We start from the raw sequence: 18,306 nt of genomic DNA on the forward strand, positions 1-18,306 counted from the left end.
CTGCTCTCGGCGTGATATGATCATTGTATACAACGAGGGGGTTTTTTACATGACTGATAAGTTCCAGATCGTAGGAAGTTTATTGCGGCCAGATGAGCTGCTGAAATATAAAACGCAAATTGAACATAATGATGATATCCAATATCCGTTCTATGAAAACTACGAAGGATATGAGAAGTGTGAGACAGAGGCAATCAAACAAGTTGTCGCAAAGGAAATCGAACATAACTTGTCCGTGGTTACCGATGGCGAATTCTCCAAATCGATGTGGCATCTGGACTTTGTATGGGGATTTGGCGGAGTGAAGCGTTACATCGCGGATCACGGCTATTTTTTCAGAGATGTGGATGGAACTTCGAAGTATGAAACACGCAAAGATATTGGACTGCGCATCACTGATAAATTGAGTGGAAAGAACCATCATTTCATTCAACTGTTCCAACAACTGCAAGACACGGCTGGCGAGCAACAAACGAAACTTTGCGTACCGTCTCCTTCCCATATTTTCGGTGAGCTTTCCTGGTCGGATAACATTGGTGGAACGGATTCTGTATATAAGAACAAACAGGAGCTCAAAGAGGGTCTTGTGATCGCGTATAAGGAGTTTGTCGAAGAATTCGCTGCTATAGGCGGCAAAATCCTGCAATTCGATGATTGCTTGTGGGAACTGTTTGCAGACGACAACCCGAACTCTCCGTTTACAGGGGAACATATTAATCAAGATGAAGTATCAGGTCTCGCTACCGAATTTATTGATATTAACAATACCGTGATTGACTTTGGTCACAGTCTTGGCTTGAAAATGTGGACACATAACTGCCGCGGCAATTATGATTCCCGCAACATGGGCGGTGGATCATATGTGAAAATCGCTAATCTGTTCCTGAAGCAATTGAAGTATGATCGTTTCTTCCTGGAGTGGGATGATGATCGTGCGGGTTCAATTGAAGCTCTGGAAGTGTTCAAGGACAGACCTGAAACGGAAATTGTACTGGGTCTGTTGTCATCCAAAACGAGTACACTCGATGATGAAGCGCGTGTTGTCCGTTTGCTGGACGAAGCATCCAAAATCATCGATAAGGATCGGCTGCTGTTGTCTCACCAATGCGGATTTGCATCTTGTGATGGCGGTAACGAATTAAGCGAAGCTCAGCAATGGGCGAAGATTGATCAAGGGCAGAAGATTGCAAAACAATATTGGGGCAGCACCGTCTAGAATTCAAGCTGAATATATTGTGACCTTATAAACACATTGCTCGATCAATAGTGTTCTGTGCGATAATAAAACGGCGACTTTTCCTCTGGAATCTATCCAGGGAGAAGCCGCCGTATTTGTTGTGGAACGTACACATGGATACGTGCTCATTTCTATAACTTTTTTAAACTAATGATGAGGCAGGCATGTCTTTCTTTATTACTGCGATTCACGATGTGCCAGCCATTCCTTTTTCAACAAAGCATATTGATACGTATTCTCGTATTTCGGTGTGCCGTCCTCATTTTTGACAAATGAAATGAACTCCAAAAAAAGACCTTCCCGTCGCATGCCCAGCTTCTCACACAGTTTCTGAGAACGGAAGTTATCATCCTCGACATAGGCGTACAGTCTTCTTATTCCCTGTTCCATAAAGAGATTTTCGATGAAAGCATTGGCGCTCTCACTGGCGTATCCTTTCCCTTCATATCTGCCATTAAAATTCCAACCAATACTATACGTATCTGAATTCGAATCCTTATCTGTATCGGAATCCCGATCTTCCCTCATACCAAACAGCTCACCGATCAACTCGTTACTGTCCTTCAGGCAAACCGCGATGTGGGAATCGTCACTGCTTCTTTTTGCGACCTCTGCTGCCGCATCTTCCAATGTTAAAATTTGTTGATCCATAAAACAATTCACTCTGGGATTTGCCGTGTATTCCAATAGTCCGGCTGCGTCTGTTACGGTGAAATTTCGCAGGATTAATCGATTGGTTTTAAGTATTTGCATAAGATATACCTCCGGTTTTCATATCAATAGATTGGCTTTGTTCATGTTGTATCTCTTTTTATTTTACGAGATTCCCTATTCGTACTATAACTGGTTATAGCCTTGGGTTTGGCTTTGGTTCTGTCTGACCGGGAGAACAATCCCACCAATTTCTCCCTATAGATATAACCAAGTACGAACCCGATCACAGCGATAACAGAAATGATAATGGCGATCGTGTATTGTTGCATATGAATTGTGGACCCCACAGCAGCAGATGCAATGATCCACGGCAGACGACCGACAATAAGGATCGTGAAGAACCTAAACGAACTAATCGATGTAAGTGCGGCGACAAATACAAGCATGTCTTTGGGTAAGCCGGGAATCACAAAAAAGATAAATAAAAATGCGGAGAATTTCTTCTCATCATGAATTAACGACATCCACTTATTATTTTTCTTTTGCATTAGCCGTGAAATATAGGCGCGACCGATGTAACGAGTGAAATAAAAGGCGATCGCTGAGCCTAATATCAAACCTACAGTTGTATACAATGAACCAATGGCTGTACCATAAATATATCCGCCTGCGACTTGTACAACTTCTCCTGGGATAGGTGCAACCACGATCTGAAGAATCTGGAATAAAATAAACATGACCGGACCCCAATGGCCTGTTGAATGAATATACGCTCTGAAATTGTCCATGGAAGACATGATTTTAATAAGGGCAGGAGAATAATACACCAGTAGACCAATGGACAACATGATGAACAGACCCAACAATATGTTAATCATTACTTTTTTCGAAGTTTGTGGCATTCCTGACGACCCCTTTGTGTAATAACTTCTACATATTTACAGTATAAGACGAAATTATTAAGAGATACCTACATAACTTCTGAAGAATTCTTAAGTCGATTGTATTTGCTGGTAGTCGCTAATAGCGCATATTATACTGAAATTAGACGGAGGGATCAGATGAGCAAGAAAATTCTAATTGCTGATGATAACAGTGAGATTCGTGAAATTGTAAGGATTCTGTTAGAGAGTGAAAATTATGAAGTGATTGAAGCGATAGATGGCCAAGATGCGATTGATAAAGTGAACGAAGAGACGGATCTCATTATTTTGGATATGATGATGCCCAATAAATCGGGGCTGAAGGCGTGTCTGGAGATTCGTGAAAAAACAAGTGCACCGATCCTGTTTCTCACGGCGAAAACGCAGGATTCTGACAAACAATTGGCCTTTTCCTCAGGCAGTGATGACTTTTTGTCCAAACCATTTTCCTATACAGAACTTGTTTCGAGGGTGAAGGCTTTACTGCGGAGGTATTATGTTTATCGGGGCAAGGAGAAGTCCGAAGAAAAGGACCAGATTATCGTTAAGGATCTTACCGTCCATCAGGATTCAAAAGCCGTGTTTGTTGGAGAGAAGGAGATTGCTCTAACTGAAATTGAATACCAGATCTTGCTGCTGTTGGCTAAGAAGCGACGAAAGGTGTTCTCGGCAGAAAATATATATGAGAGTGTTTGGGGGCAACCCTACTTTTATACGTGTAATAACACGGTCATGGTTCATATTCGTAACTTGAGAGGCAAACTGGAGGATGACCCGCAGAACCCTAAATATGTGAAGACCGTTTGGGGGAAGGGGTACAAAATTGAATAGATTATTAATCGGAAAAAAGCTGAAGATTAAACTGGTTCTGGCGGTTATCATTTCTTTGGTCATTTCCATAAGTGCACTCGTTATTTTACAAGTTGTTGGTGAGACTGTATTAGATAGTTATTTAAGCAAATCCACTTTTGTAGAGAACAGGCAGCAAGATGCGCTCGATCGATTCGAAGCATTTGTGGATAACCAGAACGTGTCATCCCGTGATCATGAGCAATTGTCTGCTTGGATAAGACATGAGCGCTACTTAAATCTGTATATTTTTGCAAAAGACAAATTGATATTTTCCTCCAACACGGAGATTGATCCGGCCATTAATGAAGAACTGTTAACTCAATTCGTGCCATCGAAAATACCCATCACCACCATCCATTTTGCGGATCAGGATGCCCAGATATACTTGGTTAGCTTTTATGAGTATCAATACTACAACCTCATTCTGATTATTGGTGTTTTCATAGCGGCCATTGTGTTCCTTGTTTCATTTCTACTGATGATTAATAAGAAAACATCTTATATTGGCGTGCTTGAACAAGAGATCAAAATACTCGAAGGTGGAAATTTGGATTATTCGATTACGATATCGGGAAAGGATGAACTGTCATCTCTGGCCCAGAGTATTGATGAGATGAGGAAATCATTTGTGGAGCGGCTGGGCAGCGAGGAGAGGGTCAGGATGGCCAACCGTGAATTGATCACGGCGATTTCCCATGATTTGCGAACACCACTCACGATTCTATTAGGATATATGGATATCATAGAGCTCAACAAATATAAGACACATGAGGATCTGTTGCAGTATATTCATAATAGCCGGGAGAAGGCCTATCAGATCAAAGTGCTGTCGGACAAACTATTCGAATATTTTACGGTATCCTCTGCCGCTGAAGAAGAGGAAGTAGAATTTGAAATGTATGAGGGCAGAGCACTTATCGATCAACTTATAGATGAGCAATTAGTAGTTTTGGACGATATAGATGTGCAGGTTCAGACAGATTCACATCATGAGGAGTTTTTACTGGAAATTAATCTGGTCGCTATGCGTCGCGTAATGGATAACATATTTTCAAATATTGGAAAATACGCCGATCCAGGGCACCCCGTTCATATCCAGATTTCTTTGAAGCAACAATGGGTGATTCTTGAGGTGAAGAATAAGATTAAACGTGTTGGCAAAAAGAATGATAGCAACGAAATCGGGCTTGTTAGTTGTCAGAAAATGATTCAGCAGCATAACGGGACGTTGACGGTATCGCAGGAAAAGGATATCTTTTCTCTACAGATTACGTTACCTGTCATCTTTAATAAACCAACACAGACTCATATTTAACGGATCTCTTGAAATGATGCGCTAAATAGGCATAGGCGAATGAACATCGCTCTGCCATTCACACTATACAAAAAGAGCCATGCGACAGCATGGCTCTTACATATATCGTGAGAGGGCAAGCCTCATTTTTTAAACAAAAGGTGCATTCTGTTTCTTGAAATATTGTTCAATTAGAAACGCGAGCATCGGTCCGGGCTCAGCCTTCTGTAATTGAGCCTGATCGCCAAATTCCATGAGATACGGCTGTTCCGTAGTACAAGGAGTCCAATGAGGCATCAGCTTTCCGGTGGAGTCCGGACCGTTTGGATCACCTGTAGCAATAAAATTGGATAAATAATTACACATCTGGCGGGCCAGATCATAATGCTTGCCTGTGAAAGGCCGCCAGCATTTGGCGAGTGTTTCGAAGAAAAACCACAGATCGACGGAGTGAAAAGTGCCTGGCTGGTCCCAGCCCGGAATCTCGGCGTCGAAGTTATAATAGTAGAGAGGCGTTTCAGACGGATGACCGCTGTTTGCGCGGATGGCGAGCAGAATGGCATGTTGGATCATGCGGACCGATGCTTGTTGCAGCGCATGCTCTAATTGGCCGGAAATAGCCTCACATAGCTGTAAAAAGGCAGGAGCATCCTCGCCAAACAACTCCACAGCCATCTGCTTCAGTTCTTCCAGATTGGCTGCGGCGGGACGGGTCCAAAATTCGGAAGATGTATGCCCCAGCATTACGGGTATCGCCTCGCGCTCCTGCTGAACAAAACGAGTAAACGGATCGCCTGCACAGAATTGTTCGTCGATGACAGTTCCCCAGAAGCTTTTGTATTCGAGTGCTTTGTCACGGAGATATTCAGCATCCAGTTGTCTCGCCTCAGCCAGGGAAGATACGCCCAGGAAGCCAAAAAATTCAACCCCTGATTGTTCTGCATCCCTTAGTGTGGAACGGACAGAAGGCACGCGGACCTTCGGGTACAACTCGGTAGCTATACCACTCATGATGACGGCTCGCTGGAACAAGCCTTTATTTTGCGGAGAGGTCATCTGGCTGAGTACACTTCCTCCGCCTGCCGACTGTCCGCCGATGGTGATCTGGTCTGGATCACCGCCAAAGGCGGCAATGTTGCGTTTGACCCACTGGGTACCTGCTTGCTGATCAAGATGACCAAAGTTGGCGGGTGCATGGGGGGATTCGGCACTAATCTCAGGATGGCACAGGAAGCCGAAGGCATTCAGCCGATAATTAATCGTCACAACGATGATACCTCTACGAGCGATTCGCTCGCCATCAAATTCCATTTCGGCCGTATGGCCGACTTGCAGGCCCCCGCCAAAGTACCAGACAAAAACAGGCAGCTTCTCGTCCGTACGCTTGGCGGGTGTCCAGACATTCAGATACAGACAATCCTCATCCATGGGCAGGTCGGGATCAACGGCCCATTCGCGGGTATAGATATTGTTATCATCGATGACTGTTGGGGCTTGCATGGAGATGGGGGCAAAATCAAAAGCTTGCAGTACACCTTCCCAGTTCGACTGCGGTTGCGGAGCGCGCCAGCGGTTCTCACCTACAGGAGGTGCGGCAAAAGGAATTCCCTTGAAGCTGGTAATCCGCGGGTCCGCCGCGGGCAGTCCTTGCACTTGTCCATGTTCTACCGTAACCATTCTAAGCATACAACATTCTCCTCTCTGGATTTAGCATGTAAGCGTTACCGAGCATCTGATCAACGATATATAAGATAAACCTAACGCCAGAACAGGGCGTCTTAGAAAGGGGGGATCGAGGTTGAATCCGATTTGGCATGAGAGCAGTAGAGCCAGTAATTTGTATTTTATCAGCGGTGGTCACAAGCCGGCCAACGCTCATCAATGGGGGCCAGGCGTGCGTGACGTTTATGCGCTGCACTATATTATCCGCGGTCAAGGGACGCTGGAGACGGGCGGCCGCGTTTTTCGGCTCGTTACGGGGGAAAGCTTTATCATATTTCCGCAAAAGGAGATTTACTATTATCCAGACCTGCAAGATCCATGGGAGTACGTCTGGGTGGAGTTTAGCGGTGAGGATGCCGGGCGGTTGCTGGGGCTGACACAGCTCTCAGAGGTACAACCCGTGGTGACGGTCTCTCCGGAGACATTGCAGCCTTTTTTCCACCTTGCCTGGAACGCGAGTGCATCATCTTATGAATTACTGCGGGCGGATGCACGTTTGCGTCTGCTGCTCTCCTACTATATGGAGCATTATCCGAAGGAGCCGCAGGTGGACGCCAAGGATTATGTCTGGCTGGCGAGAAAGTACATCGAGCAGAACTACTGGAAACCGACATTGACCGTCACCGAGATTGTAAAAGCAGTTAATCTGGAGCGCAGTTATTTGTTTCGTCTGTTTAAGGCAGCAACCGGCAAGTCTGTTTTGGAGTATATTACATCCTGCCGAATCGAGCGCGCCTGTGAACTGCTGAAAACGTCGGGCCTGCCGATTCAATCGGTAGCCTATTCTGTCGGATACAATGATCCGTTATATTTTTCCAAAGTATTCAAGAAAGCAACTTCACACACGCCAACATTGTACATGATGCTGCATCGGACAAAGACATAACGTTAACGGAACAGGGCGCAGTTCCCGGACTCTCGGAAATAACGGATCAGCTTCTCAATAGGCTCGCGTCCACAGTTCAGCTTCACTCCTATACAATCGATGCACAGAAATTGCTGGGCAGAGCGCGAGATCAATTTGAGGTAGATGCCCACATCGTCTGAAGAGAGCGGAACCTGACACGAGGTGCACAGGCGATGTTGAGCCATCTATTTCACCAGTTTGGCACGCACAACTAAACAGTCATGTGCTGCGACAACGGGAGCGAAGCGTTCGCGGAATACGCCAAGCTCTTTATGTTCCCAGCAATCATACAGGGACAGAGCATAACCGGCAGCGTAAGGCAGACCCATATCCCAAAATTGCAAAGACAATTCCCGCTGGCTGTCACTCAGGTTGAAGAAGCCAATAGCTAGATCACCATCTGTGAGTACCTTCACTAGCATAAATACATCGTCTGTGTGAAACCATTGCGGCTCTGGTTTAATGCGGTAAGCTCCGCGCGCTTCTACATCCTGATTAATGGCAATCAGGTCAGGATTCAGGAGAATATCCTTTGTAATCTGGTTAGCCTTGCGCACGTCACATCCGATCATTAATGGGGACCCCATCATGGACCAGAGTGAGAAGTGGGTTTTATATTCGATGTCGTTGCATCCACCGATGCTGCCAATATAATCATTGTTGCTTCCACCGTACATACCTACAATCAGCATATCCATGTCGTTATGGCAGAAGGAGCCGGTGTAGCTTTGTTTTCCCAATTGAGACAGGGCAAGTTCCTTCACTGAATCCCAATTGTCACGGATATCGCCGGTGGAGCGGTACATATGAGCGCCCGATTCCCGAATCCAATCGTATACATCGTCGGCTCCCCAGTTGCAGGCGGAGAACAGGATATCGCGTCCGCAGTTTTTGAGCGCAAGGCTCATCCGTTTGTACAGCAGCTCTCCTGAGATATGGCGCGGCTTGAAGCAGTAATCATACTTCAAATAATCAACGCCCCATTCGGCAAAAAGGGCAGCATCCTGGAATTCATGCTCAAAGCTGCCTGGATACCCGGCACATGTATGCGTACCTACGCATGAATACATGCCGAATTTTAGTCCTTTGCTATGGATATAATCGGAAAGCGTTCTCATTCCACTCGGGAATTTATCCGGGTCAGCCACCAGATTGCCGCTCGCATCACGTTCCTTCAGGCTCCAGCAATCATCAATGACAATATACTCGTAACCAGCGGCTAGATAACCTTCCGATACAAATACATCAGCGACATCCCGAATTAATTGTTCGTTAATATCCCACGTAAAGGTATTCCACGAATTCCAGCCCAGGGCAGGGGCAAAGCCTAACACTTGATTGTTGCTCATGCTCTCGCATCCTTCCTCATCTCGGTTTTGTTAACAACACTAAACTGAACATAAACGATGAGCGACGTATCCTGCCATAGCTTAACGTTGCTTGGACATGGACATATGTTGCTCCGCTTGTGCTGGGGAAATTAGCTCTTCCAATCAGGCTCTCGGCAGGTTTTCAGAAGTTGCCGATAGAAGCATAAGAAAGGAAAAGTGTCTGTCTGCGAAGAAGTTATATCTATCTTTTCAGGGATCTGTGCGAAACATGGTATAGATGTTATGATCGGTGATAATGCTCGAACAGGTTGTCAGAGCAACAGGGAAATTTGAATAGTATTCAGTTTTTTTAGGAAAAATACCCCAGTGGGGAATCCCTCATAGGAAAGGTAACAATCCCGCCGTAACGATTATGCATATGGCAGAAGGGTTCCAATTGGATAATGTGCGATTTTCCATCGGTTTTTCGTTAAACATAAGTGTCCGTTTGATATGATCAGATATATAATTTATAGGATTGGGAGTGTTGCCAAATGAATCTAGACGAAGTGATGCAAGAGCTAGAAGCGCTGGGCAAAGAACGAACGAAAAAAATCTATATCTCCAATGGTGCGCATGAACCGTTATTTGGCGTGGCAACCGGGGCGATGAAACCAATGGCGAAGCGGATCAAAAAGGATCAACCTTTGGCAGAGCAACTATACGCAACGGGGAATTATGATGCGATGTACTTTGCTGGTGTGATTGCCGATCCTCAAGCGATGACGGAAGCAGATTTTGACCGTTGGATTGATGCTGCTTATTTTTACATGATCTCTGACTTCATCGTTGCCGTCACATTGGCAGAGACGGATATTGCTCAAGAAGTTTCGGATAAGTGGATCGCGAGCGGTGATGAGCTGAAAATGTCAGCAGGATGGAGCTGTTACTGTTGGTTGCTCGGCAGTCGAAAGGATGCTGAGTTTTCGGAAAATAAACTGATGGAGATGCTGGAACAGGTGAAGAACACCATTCACGAATCTCCGGAACGAACGAAATATTCGATGAACAACTTCCTGTATACCGTTGCAACATCCTATCAACCGTTGCACGATCAGGCAGTGGAGATAGCCAAGACTGTGGGACCTGTCGAAGTGAACAAGGACATGCCCAAGAGCAAGCTGCTGAATGCCTCTGAGAATATCCAAAAGGCAGTGGATAAAGGGCGGACGGGGTTCAAACGTAAATATGTAAGATGTTAATGGGAATCACTGTAATAGACTAGAACATCAGGAGATGTAACACATGCAGGAGGTGCTCGTATGAACGTAGAGAGTGTCTCCCTTTTTGTGTTGTTGTGAGTATCACGTACTTGGGTAACTGAAATCTAGTAACCGTCAAGCTACAAGTTAGTCAACAAATTTTCTGTCGATCCTTTATACTAATAAAGCCAGAAACATATCTAAGGAGTTGCCGAATCCAATATGAATAAAAAAGAAGTCGCGCATATACGCAAGCAGTTTAAACTCGATCACGATCTACTGAATATTTACGATATTCTCAACGTGTATATTACGAAGGAAACCAATGAGGTCTATCACTGGGAGCGTCACCCGTTCGAACTGGTGGACAGAGAGAAGCAGGAGCTGTACATGGGCAATTTCAAAAAATTGCTGACAGGTGATTTGGATCAGAAGTTGTTTGAATTGAAGTTCCAGGAAGCGGCGGAGGACCCGGCTCAGGTACTGCTTCACCAGGCGCTGGTAACAGGTGATCCGGATGAATGGCAGGATCTGATGCTGCTGCTCGTGGATCGAATGCTGGTAGATACAAAGTTTGAGCGGGACATGGTAGCTACGTTCGTGCGTGGACAGTATTATCTGCCAACCAAGGCTAGAAACGAAGCTACGGAAGAGAGTGAGAAGAATGAGGTGTTCGCCCATCCGTTCATTCTGTGCAGCGTAAATTCCACGGAGAAGCAGCGGAAGACACTCTTGTTTGATTACGTGGAGAGAGAATTCAAATACAACATTATTGTCGATCCGATTATCAAATTAAGCACGCCAGAGCAAGGGTTCCTGTACCCTAGCGTAACGGACAACTACTCCGATGTGAATCGTGTTCTATATTGTACAGGGAAATCGAATTTCCCGGACCCGCATTTTGTTGAAAATGTATTGAATGGAGAAAGATCCGTAACCGCACTGGAAGAACGGGCGATCTTCGAAGATATCGTCAAGGAAGTGGCCGGTGAACAGCTTGACTCAGCCACTATTGCACATGTATATGAGGAGATCAACCGAGTCATCGAGATTAACGAAGAGTCCCATGAGGAAGAACCTCCGAAGCTGGATTATAAAGATCTGGAACGTGTACTGACCGCAAGTGGTATAGAGGATCTGACAACGGAGAAAGTAGAACGTGCCTTCGAAACGATCGTTGATAACAAGAACTATGAGATGAAGGCAACCAGTGTTATGCCGAAGTTCACGTCCAAGTCTATTAAAATCGAAACCAAGGTTGCTACGATTTCGGTTAGCCCACAAGACCTGCGATATGTAAAACAGGTGAACTATCAAGGCAGACGTTGCATCATGATTGAAGTGGATGAAGATGTCGTGATTGAAGGGTTTACGCTCAATACCGAAAAACTTATAAATGAGGATTGATTGTAGACCATGATGATGTAAAATCATCAGACCATGACGAATGAACGTCCATATATGTTGAAAAAAAGCCCAAGCCTAGGCATTATGCCAAAGCTTGGGCTTTCTTGATATTTCATGATTGACGCAACAATTGTTTGATATCCGCTGCCGGACTGGAGCCAAGCTCCTCTTGGAGCAATTCCTCCAGTACCAGATACTGGCGCTGCGCTTCGGTTCTTCGTCCAAGCGACAGATACAAGAGGATGATCTCGCGATGAATATCTTCCCGAATCGAATCAATCTGGAGGATACGTTCAAAATAATACAGCGCCCGTAACGGCTCGCCTGCCTTCGCGTGATAGTGCGCCGCGGTTTCCATTGTCATGATGAAATCCAGCTCCAGCTGTCTGGACCACGCGAAAGCCCACTCATAATGCCTTCCTCTCAGGAGTTCACCCGTATACAACGTGTCCATCCGCTCAAAGAGCTCGGGGCGATGTGCCGATGCCTGACGCATCTGCCGGAACAAAGCCTCGAACTCGTACAGATCACAGTTAATGGCTTCCCGGTCGATACGGATACCGTTTCTGTCCTTGAGAATGATCGGCACGTCACTGTTATCACCGATGGCACGTCGCACGTAGTACAGTGTGGAGTTGATGTTGGTCCAGGCTTTCTGCGGACTGAGGTCTTTCCACAACGTATCGGCCAAGGCATCGCGGGTGGTCGATTTGGTATACAGCAAGAATGCCAGCAATTCTTCCGTCTTGGGCGTTCTAAGCTTGATGGGACTGTCTGCTCCGGCTCCACCAAACACGGTGAATTCACCGAACAGACGAACGTTCAGTTTGGGTTCCGGCACCGCTGGTTCAGGTGTTGGCATGGACTCGTGAAGCTTTTCCTGCAACCGCTTGATGCTGCGGTTCAGTCGCTCTGCCGTGACAGGCTTGATGACGTAATCAATCACCTCTTTGTCGAAGGCCTGCACCGCATATTCCTCATATCCAGTCACCAGCACGATTGGAAGTGAAGGATGATGTTTACGCAATTCACCAATGAGTTGCATACCCGAGATGCGAGGCATCGTAATGTCCAGAAATGCCGCATCGAAGCTATTCTCTGCTGCATATTCACTGGCTTCCTCCGGGTCGTGAAATGCGCGAGACACCTCAACTTCTCCACTTTCTGTCAAAATGCGATTCAATCGCTTGAGCGACAAATCCTCATCATCCACGATGATGACTTTCATCATGTTTCATAACCCCCATTCCCATCTGTGCTTAGACGTTGATTTGGAAGATCAAATGTAATCCGCGTTCCCTCGCCGTCCAGACTTTCCATCTGAAGGTGTATGCCATACAGCAGATTCAACCGGCTGGAGATATTCCATAGTCCAACGCCGTTACTGCCGTCCGTGGATTGCCGAATTTCGTCCATCCGTTGCTTGGTTATGCCGATTCCGTTGTCCTCAATGGTGAAACGTGTTTCCGTATCATTCAGATTACGTATAGACAACATGACGCGGCCCCCATGAATGCTGGACATCAGGCCGTGCCGGATCGCGTTTTCGATCAGAGGCTGCAACGTGAGGGGCGGAATGTCCATGTTCCGGTTCACATCCGCATCCACATCGATAATGACCTCCAACCTTGACCCAAAGCGGGCTTGCTCAATCGCTACGTATGCCTCGATCATCTCCAGTTCGTTCATCAGGCTGGTTTTTGAGTCCAGATGTTTGAAGTGCACACTGCGTCTTAAATAACTCGATAATTGCAAAATCAATTGTTCTGCCCGATTCGGCGCATCCATACACAATTCGGCAATGGCGTTCAGAGCGTTATACAGAAAGTGTGGGTTCATCTGTGACCGCAAAAAAGATATTTCCGCATCTCGCGCAGCTTGGACGGATGTTTTCATCCGAGTCAAACCGCCGATCCGTGCCAGCAGTTCCTCCGATTCGAACGGCTTGGATACAAAATCATTGGCGCCTTTCTCCAAGGCCAACTTCAATTGATTAGCTTTATTACTCGCTGTCAGCATGAGTACAGGCAACTCGGAAGGAGAGAAGCGCTCCCTGATCCGTTCCAGCAATTCGTAACCCGACATGTCGGGCATCATGATATCAGCAATGACAAGATGCACGGCGGGAAGCTGGTCGAGCAGCTCCAGTACCGAAGGTGAGCGTGAAGTAACCGCGTAACTGTATCCTTCAAGCTTCAAGAGATTTACTATTGTTTGCAAATTAGCCGAGTCGTCATCCACAACGATGATCCATTCGTCTTTATTCCCTTCTACAATTGTTGGTTCTTCGAACCGGAGTAGCCGATTACCAGGACCTGTAGGAGCGATGGTAAGCGGCATAACGTTGGAACGTTTCTCTCCTTTTTTCTCTGCCAGCGGAAAGGTCAGGATGAACGTAGCACCCATGCCGGGTGCTGATTCCGCATGAATGGTTCCTCCGTGCAGTTCGACCAACTTGCGCGTAATGCTTAGTCCAAGACCGGTGCCTCCAGCAACGGCTGGACCGGTATCTGCTTCCTGCTCGAATGGCAGGAAGATGTGCTCCAGCTTGTCCTTGCCGATGCCACGACCAGTATCCACAATGCGCATTTCGGCTTTGCCTTGCACAACTGTAGCTTTGATGCTTACCGTGCCCCGTTCCGTGAACTTAACTGCATTGCCGATCAGATTATGCAAAATCTGAATCAGTCGGTTGCCGTCTGCATAGATCGGCGGGAAATGCGCCGGGATGCGGTTGATAAGCTCCACCTTTTTCGTGCCAAGCAGGAAGGAATGCATACGCATGACCGATTCGACAAACGAGTACAGATCGGTCGAAGACCGGTGGAGCGGGATGTCGCCATGTTTCATTTTCGAATAATCCAGCAATTCATCGACCAGATAGGTTAATCGTCTTCCACTTCCCGTCACGATCGCCAGATTGTGCGCTTGCTCATCGGTAAGGGGACCTTCTGCGCCTTTAAGCAGGCTTTCACTGATGTTGACAATCGCGTTCAGCGGTGTTTTGAGCTCATGCGAAGTATTGGACAGGAAGTCATCCTTCACTTTGTCGAGTAAGAGCAACTGATCTTTGAGGGTGCGAACCGTACGATAGGCCTCGAAGAACCGAAGCACCGCCAGAAACAGCATCAGGATGCTGAACAGGACAATGGAAGCCTGCCCGATATTCATGTTTTCCTTGAGCGAGATCGAGAAGAGATTAATGTCCAGACAGTACAGCATGATGCTTAAGAGAGCTGCGTACCACAGAAAAGTAGACAGCCGTTCGCCCTTCTCACTGGTTAGGAACTGTTTTGCACATTGATACAGCAACCAGAGCAGCAGCAACGTGTACATCACGACGACGTAAGGTGCAGCCAGCCCATAGATGGAAATAGGCAGGAGCGCGACCATGCATAAGTATGCTCCGAAGATGATGAGGATCACCGCTGTGAGCATACTGGACAGGATGCCTGTTTTGAATCGGTAGAAGTAAAAGGTTAGCAGACCCAGACATGCCACAGAGCAGAAATCTTTTAATTTATAGAGCGTGCTAAAGGAGATTTCCGTGCCCGCCATGGATAACACACGTTCGCTGATCATGCCGTTATAGAGTGCATATAACAGACAGATTAGACCAATCAGCAGCAGGGAATCGTCCCTGTTTCGGTAGAGTGCAGACCCTAGGTAACTGATGAGGAATATGATCGAAATGGTACCCAGTACAGCAAGCGTGCCAAATTCGATAGCTGTGTTGAATTGATGTTTTTTCAGCATGGCTGCTTGTTCGCCAAAAAAGAGTGGACCCGGAATGCCAGAGTCCGTGTAATCGTAATTAGCCACCCGGATCAAAATCTCAATGTCACCGCCATGATAGGGGAAAAAGCCAATCTGGGGGGAGTTTCCTGGTCGGTAACCTGCGGATTTTGCCACGGCATGCCCGTCTTCCAGCAGCTTGTTGCCATTGATGTAGATTTCGCTGGCAAAACGAATGTTCATTTTTTTGATCGCCAGTGTTCCTTCAACAGGTGCATTACGCAGCACCAGTCGATACGTGGCGAAGCCGTGGGTTGGCAGTCGTTTGCCATCCACTTTAAGTCGATTCCAGGAGCCGGGAACGGTTGCATAGGTATCGGGTGCTTTCGTTGGACCAGCCTGATTCGGAGTTGCAGATTCGTCAGGAAGCAATCGCTCCCAGTAAAATTCCCACTCCCCGTCCAGCTTGATCCGCTTGTCCTGTTCTGGGTTCCAGTCCGATAGGTCCATAACACCTTGACGGGCATGAAGAGCCGCAGATTGGGGTTCTCTGATCGTTGACAGGAGCAGTACGGTAATAGCGAGTACAACAGTCAGGACAACGCCTGAAATTTTTAATAACACGAAATGCTGCTCCTTTAGAGTTTGTTCAAAACCTTTGGTAGATTCGGACAAAATCTCTTGTATTCTATCGGCATTGTAGCGAATATCTCTAGGGGGCGCAATCAAATTTCGACATTTTTTTCTGTTTATTATTTGTTTATTGTGAGGAAAAAGCCCGAAAGTCATCACGACTTTTGGGCTTTTTTGTACCTTTTTTATGAGAAAGGTTATTTCAATATGTTGTACGTGAATTCATACCCAACCCGTGAATTCCAATATCGACGCTTTTGCAGACTGTGCTTCGGTATGAGCCCCTTTGCGCCAGGCTTTGGGTGATTCTCCCATCAGTTTAGCGAAGCAACGGTTAAAGCTGGAGATGGATCGGAAGCCGACCTGCTCAGAGATGGACAGGATGGAGGCCTCCGTGCTTTTCAATCGCTTGCATGCCTCTTCGACCCGGGTACTATTCAGAAAATCGAGTGGTGTGGTTCCCATAATTTCATGGAACTTGCGGCGAAAATGCGTTGTACTCAGATGACACAGATCAGCGAGATAATCGATGGTTACGGGCATCATGTAATTTTGGGTGATAAACTCCAGCACGGGTGAGATGACCAAGTCCCCTTGGAGGTCTCGTTCCCGTTCCTGATCCTGAGATGACAAGCGCTCGCTGCTCGCATGAATTCGAAGCAGTTCGATATATAGAGACATCAACAAGCCGTACGCGCTCTCCCGATAATAGGGAGACTGCTGCTTGATCTCTTCTACCACTGATGTTGCGAGCATGTGAATTTTGGGATACTGTTCCTTATTCAGAATACAATTGGCTCCCTGAATCGCCCATAAATTCGGTTCAATGTGACTTTGTGCTGTTTTGAGCGAATGATGGAAGAGTTCTTCCGGTGAAAAAAAGATATAAGCCCACAGGCTGGCGTTATTAGGTGAACTGTATGTGGTATGCGGAAGGTATCGGGGAATGAAGGTGATGTCGCCTGCCCGAAAAGGCACAGATTCTCCCTTTATCTCCATGATTCCTCCATCGGAATAACAGATGCCAATCTCCATGTGGTTATGGAAATGAAGATGCTCACTCTTGATATCGGATATTCTCCAGCGGTCTCCACTGAGTAACAGGACAGGGAAATCAATGGGCAGGCTGTAGTGACGATATTCAATGACCGGTTTCTTCGGTTTGGGCATTTTCGAGACTCCTATGTATAAATGATTGAAATTGCGCAGTTTTGTTGTGAATATGCTTAGATTGAGACTATTTTACTGCGTACAATGGAATAAGTAAAGCGTTTACAAAAATGGACGGACACCTCTCAGGGCGCACTTGGGGGCGTGTGCGCAGGGAGAGGGGAATAACAATGCTTCAAGTGAAATATGACAGGGAACAGATTCTAAACGTAATCGAGAACGTTACCAAGAAAACACTGGATATGGATCTGACATGGGATTGGCCCGGCGGTGTGGCTTATTATGGCGTATCCAGAGCCTATCAGACGACAGGCAACCAAGAGATTCTGGACAGGCTGGTGAAGTGGGCAGACGAATACATCGAGCTGGGTCTCCCAAGTTGGACGGTAAATACATGTGCCATGGGTCATGTGCTCATCACTTTATATGAAGAAACCGGAGATCAGAAATATTGGGATATTGTCCTCAGCAAAGTTGATTATCTCCAGAACCATGCGCTTCGCTTTGGAGACAATGTGCTTCAGCATACGGTATCCGTTTCCAATGATTTTCCGGAACAGGCTTGGGCGGACACCTTGTTTATGGCGGCATTTTTCCTGCTCCGCGTAGGTAGCAAATTAAAAGATGAGGCCATGATTCAGGATGCGCTGAATCAGTATTACTGGCATATCAAATATCTTCAAGATCCGACCAGCAGTCTTTGGTACCACGGTTATAACAATATTAACAAGGACCACATGTCCGGATTTTACTGGGGAAGAGCAAACGCTTGGGGAGCCTATACGATGTCTCAGGTGAAACCGCAATTGAACGACTGGTATTTGTATCCGCAGTGTATGGATGTAGAATGTGCCCTTCGCGATCAATTGGCGGCTCTCAAGCTGGTGCAGACCGAGAACGGCTTGTGGCGTACGGTGTTGGATGACGAAGATTCGTATGAAGAGGTGTCGGCTTCCGCGGGTATTGCAGCAGCAATGATCAATAACGGCAATCCACTGCATACCAAATACGTGCAAAAGGCACTGGAGGGCATCCTGAACAATATTAGCGAAGATGGACGCGTGCTTGGTGTCTCTGGCGGTACGGCGGTGATGAAAGATCGGGATGGTTATCGCAATATTCCAAAAGACTGGATTCAGGGCTGGGGTCAGGGCCTGGCACTCGCTTTTCTGTCCGATATGTTGAGATAGGGAGGGAACC

At 46.5% G+C, this 18,306-nt stretch carries 15 protein-coding genes; 7 read left to right on the top strand and 8 right to left on the bottom strand.

The window, feature by feature from the left end; genetic code table 11:
• Positions 1 to 49 precede the first annotated feature (49 nt).
• Positions 50 to 1,216 (top strand): 5-methyltetrahydropteroyltriglutamate--homocysteine methyltransferase, encoded by a 1,167-nt coding sequence (locus NZ043_RS13350; protein ID WP_133387358.1) that lies wholly within the window; start codon positions 50 to 52, stop codon positions 1,214 to 1,216.
• A 198-nt stretch (positions 1,217 to 1,414) separates the two neighbouring features.
• Here NZ043_RS13350 and NZ043_RS13355 read toward each other — a convergent pair whose 3' ends face one another.
• A complete protein-coding gene (locus NZ043_RS13355; RefSeq protein ID WP_339312157.1) occupies positions 1,415 to 1,990 on the bottom strand; it encodes a GNAT family N-acetyltransferase in 576 nt (191 codons plus the stop codon).
• A 41-nt stretch (positions 1,991 to 2,031) separates the two neighbouring features.
• Positions 2,032 to 2,793: a TVP38/TMEM64 family protein gene (locus NZ043_RS13360; protein ID WP_133387356.1), complete on the bottom strand. Its 762-nt coding sequence runs from the start codon at positions 2,791 to 2,793 to the stop codon at positions 2,032 to 2,034.
• 159 nt (positions 2,794 to 2,952) lie between these two features.
• Here NZ043_RS13360 and NZ043_RS13365 point away from each other — a divergent pair, with 159 nt between their 5' ends.
• The gene (locus NZ043_RS13365) at positions 2,953 to 3,645 is read left to right on the top strand and encodes a response regulator transcription factor (protein ID WP_339312159.1); all 693 of its coding nucleotides are present in this window, start codon (positions 2,953 to 2,955) and stop codon (positions 3,643 to 3,645) included.
• Complete coding sequence (locus NZ043_RS13370; RefSeq protein WP_339312162.1) at positions 3,638 to 4,981, top strand: HAMP domain-containing sensor histidine kinase; 1,344 nt, start codon at positions 3,638 to 3,640, stop codon at positions 4,979 to 4,981. The genes NZ043_RS13365 and NZ043_RS13370 overlap by 8 nt, the downstream gene beginning before the upstream one ends.
• A gap of 129 nt (positions 4,982 to 5,110) precedes the next feature.
• On the opposite strand, the gene NZ043_RS13375 is transcribed toward NZ043_RS13370, so the two are convergent.
• Positions 5,111 to 6,646, bottom strand: coding sequence for a carboxylesterase family protein (locus NZ043_RS13375; RefSeq protein WP_339312164.1), 1,536 nt, complete (start codon positions 6,644 to 6,646; stop codon positions 5,111 to 5,113).
• A gap of 112 nt (positions 6,647 to 6,758) precedes the next feature.
• On the opposite strand from NZ043_RS13375, the gene NZ043_RS13380 reads away from it, so the two are divergent.
• Complete coding sequence (locus tag NZ043_RS13380) at positions 6,759 to 7,568, top strand: AraC family transcriptional regulator (protein ID WP_339312167.1); 810 nt, start codon at positions 6,759 to 6,761, stop codon at positions 7,566 to 7,568.
• Positions 7,569 to 7,570: 2 nt separating this feature from the next.
• Here NZ043_RS13380 and NZ043_RS13385 read toward each other — a convergent pair whose 3' ends face one another.
• Together NZ043_RS13385 and NZ043_RS13390 are read right to left on the bottom strand one after the other, a co-directional pair.
• Positions 7,571 to 7,774 (bottom strand): hypothetical protein, encoded by a 204-nt coding sequence (locus NZ043_RS13385; protein ID WP_074093540.1) that lies wholly within the window; start codon positions 7,772 to 7,774, stop codon positions 7,571 to 7,573.
• Positions 7,775 to 8,938, bottom strand: coding sequence for a glycoside hydrolase family 27 protein (locus NZ043_RS13390; RefSeq protein WP_339312169.1), 1,164 nt, complete (start codon positions 8,936 to 8,938; stop codon positions 7,775 to 7,777). It lies immediately after the preceding gene.
• A gap of 515 nt (positions 8,939 to 9,453) precedes the next feature.
• Between NZ043_RS13390 and NZ043_RS13395 the strand changes: the two genes are divergently transcribed.
• Together NZ043_RS13395 and NZ043_RS13400 are read left to right on the top strand one after the other, a co-directional pair.
• The gene (locus tag NZ043_RS13395) at positions 9,454 to 10,161 is read left to right on the top strand and encodes a DNA alkylation repair protein (RefSeq protein WP_249913532.1); all 708 of its coding nucleotides are present in this window, start codon (positions 9,454 to 9,456) and stop codon (positions 10,159 to 10,161) included.
• Between the two features lie 222 nt (positions 10,162 to 10,383).
• Positions 10,384 to 11,568: a DUF4317 domain-containing protein gene (locus NZ043_RS13400; RefSeq protein WP_091038856.1), complete on the top strand. Its 1,185-nt coding sequence runs from the start codon at positions 10,384 to 10,386 to the stop codon at positions 11,566 to 11,568.
• Positions 11,569 to 11,680: 112 nt separating this feature from the next.
• Here the strand turns inward: NZ043_RS13400 and NZ043_RS13405 are convergent, their stop codons facing one another.
• The 3 genes from NZ043_RS13405 to NZ043_RS13415 form a co-directional block, all read right to left on the bottom strand.
• Positions 11,681 to 12,799: a response regulator gene (locus NZ043_RS13405; RefSeq protein WP_339312172.1), complete on the bottom strand. Its 1,119-nt coding sequence runs from the start codon at positions 12,797 to 12,799 to the stop codon at positions 11,681 to 11,683.
• On the bottom strand, positions 12,796 to 15,927 hold the full coding sequence (locus tag NZ043_RS13410) for an ATP-binding protein (protein ID WP_339312174.1): 3,132 nt from the start codon (positions 15,925 to 15,927) through the stop codon (positions 12,796 to 12,798). Before NZ043_RS13410 ends, NZ043_RS13405 begins: the two co-directional genes overlap by 4 nt.
• Positions 15,928 to 16,158: 231 nt before the next feature.
• Entirely contained in the window at positions 16,159 to 17,106 is a 948-nt protein-coding gene (locus NZ043_RS13415) for an AraC family transcriptional regulator (protein WP_339312176.1), read from the bottom strand.
• A gap of 170 nt (positions 17,107 to 17,276) precedes the next feature.
• On the opposite strand from NZ043_RS13415, the gene NZ043_RS13420 reads away from it, so the two are divergent.
• Positions 17,277 to 18,296 (top strand): glycoside hydrolase family 88 protein, encoded by a 1,020-nt coding sequence (locus NZ043_RS13420; protein ID WP_339312178.1) that lies wholly within the window; start codon positions 17,277 to 17,279, stop codon positions 18,294 to 18,296.
• Positions 18,297 to 18,306: the final 10 nt, after the last annotated feature.

Source organism: Paenibacillus sp. FSL k6-2145, from assembly GCF_037976585.1.
In the GTDB taxonomy this organism is placed as follows: domain Bacteria; phylum Bacillota; class Bacilli; order Paenibacillales; family Paenibacillaceae; genus Paenibacillus.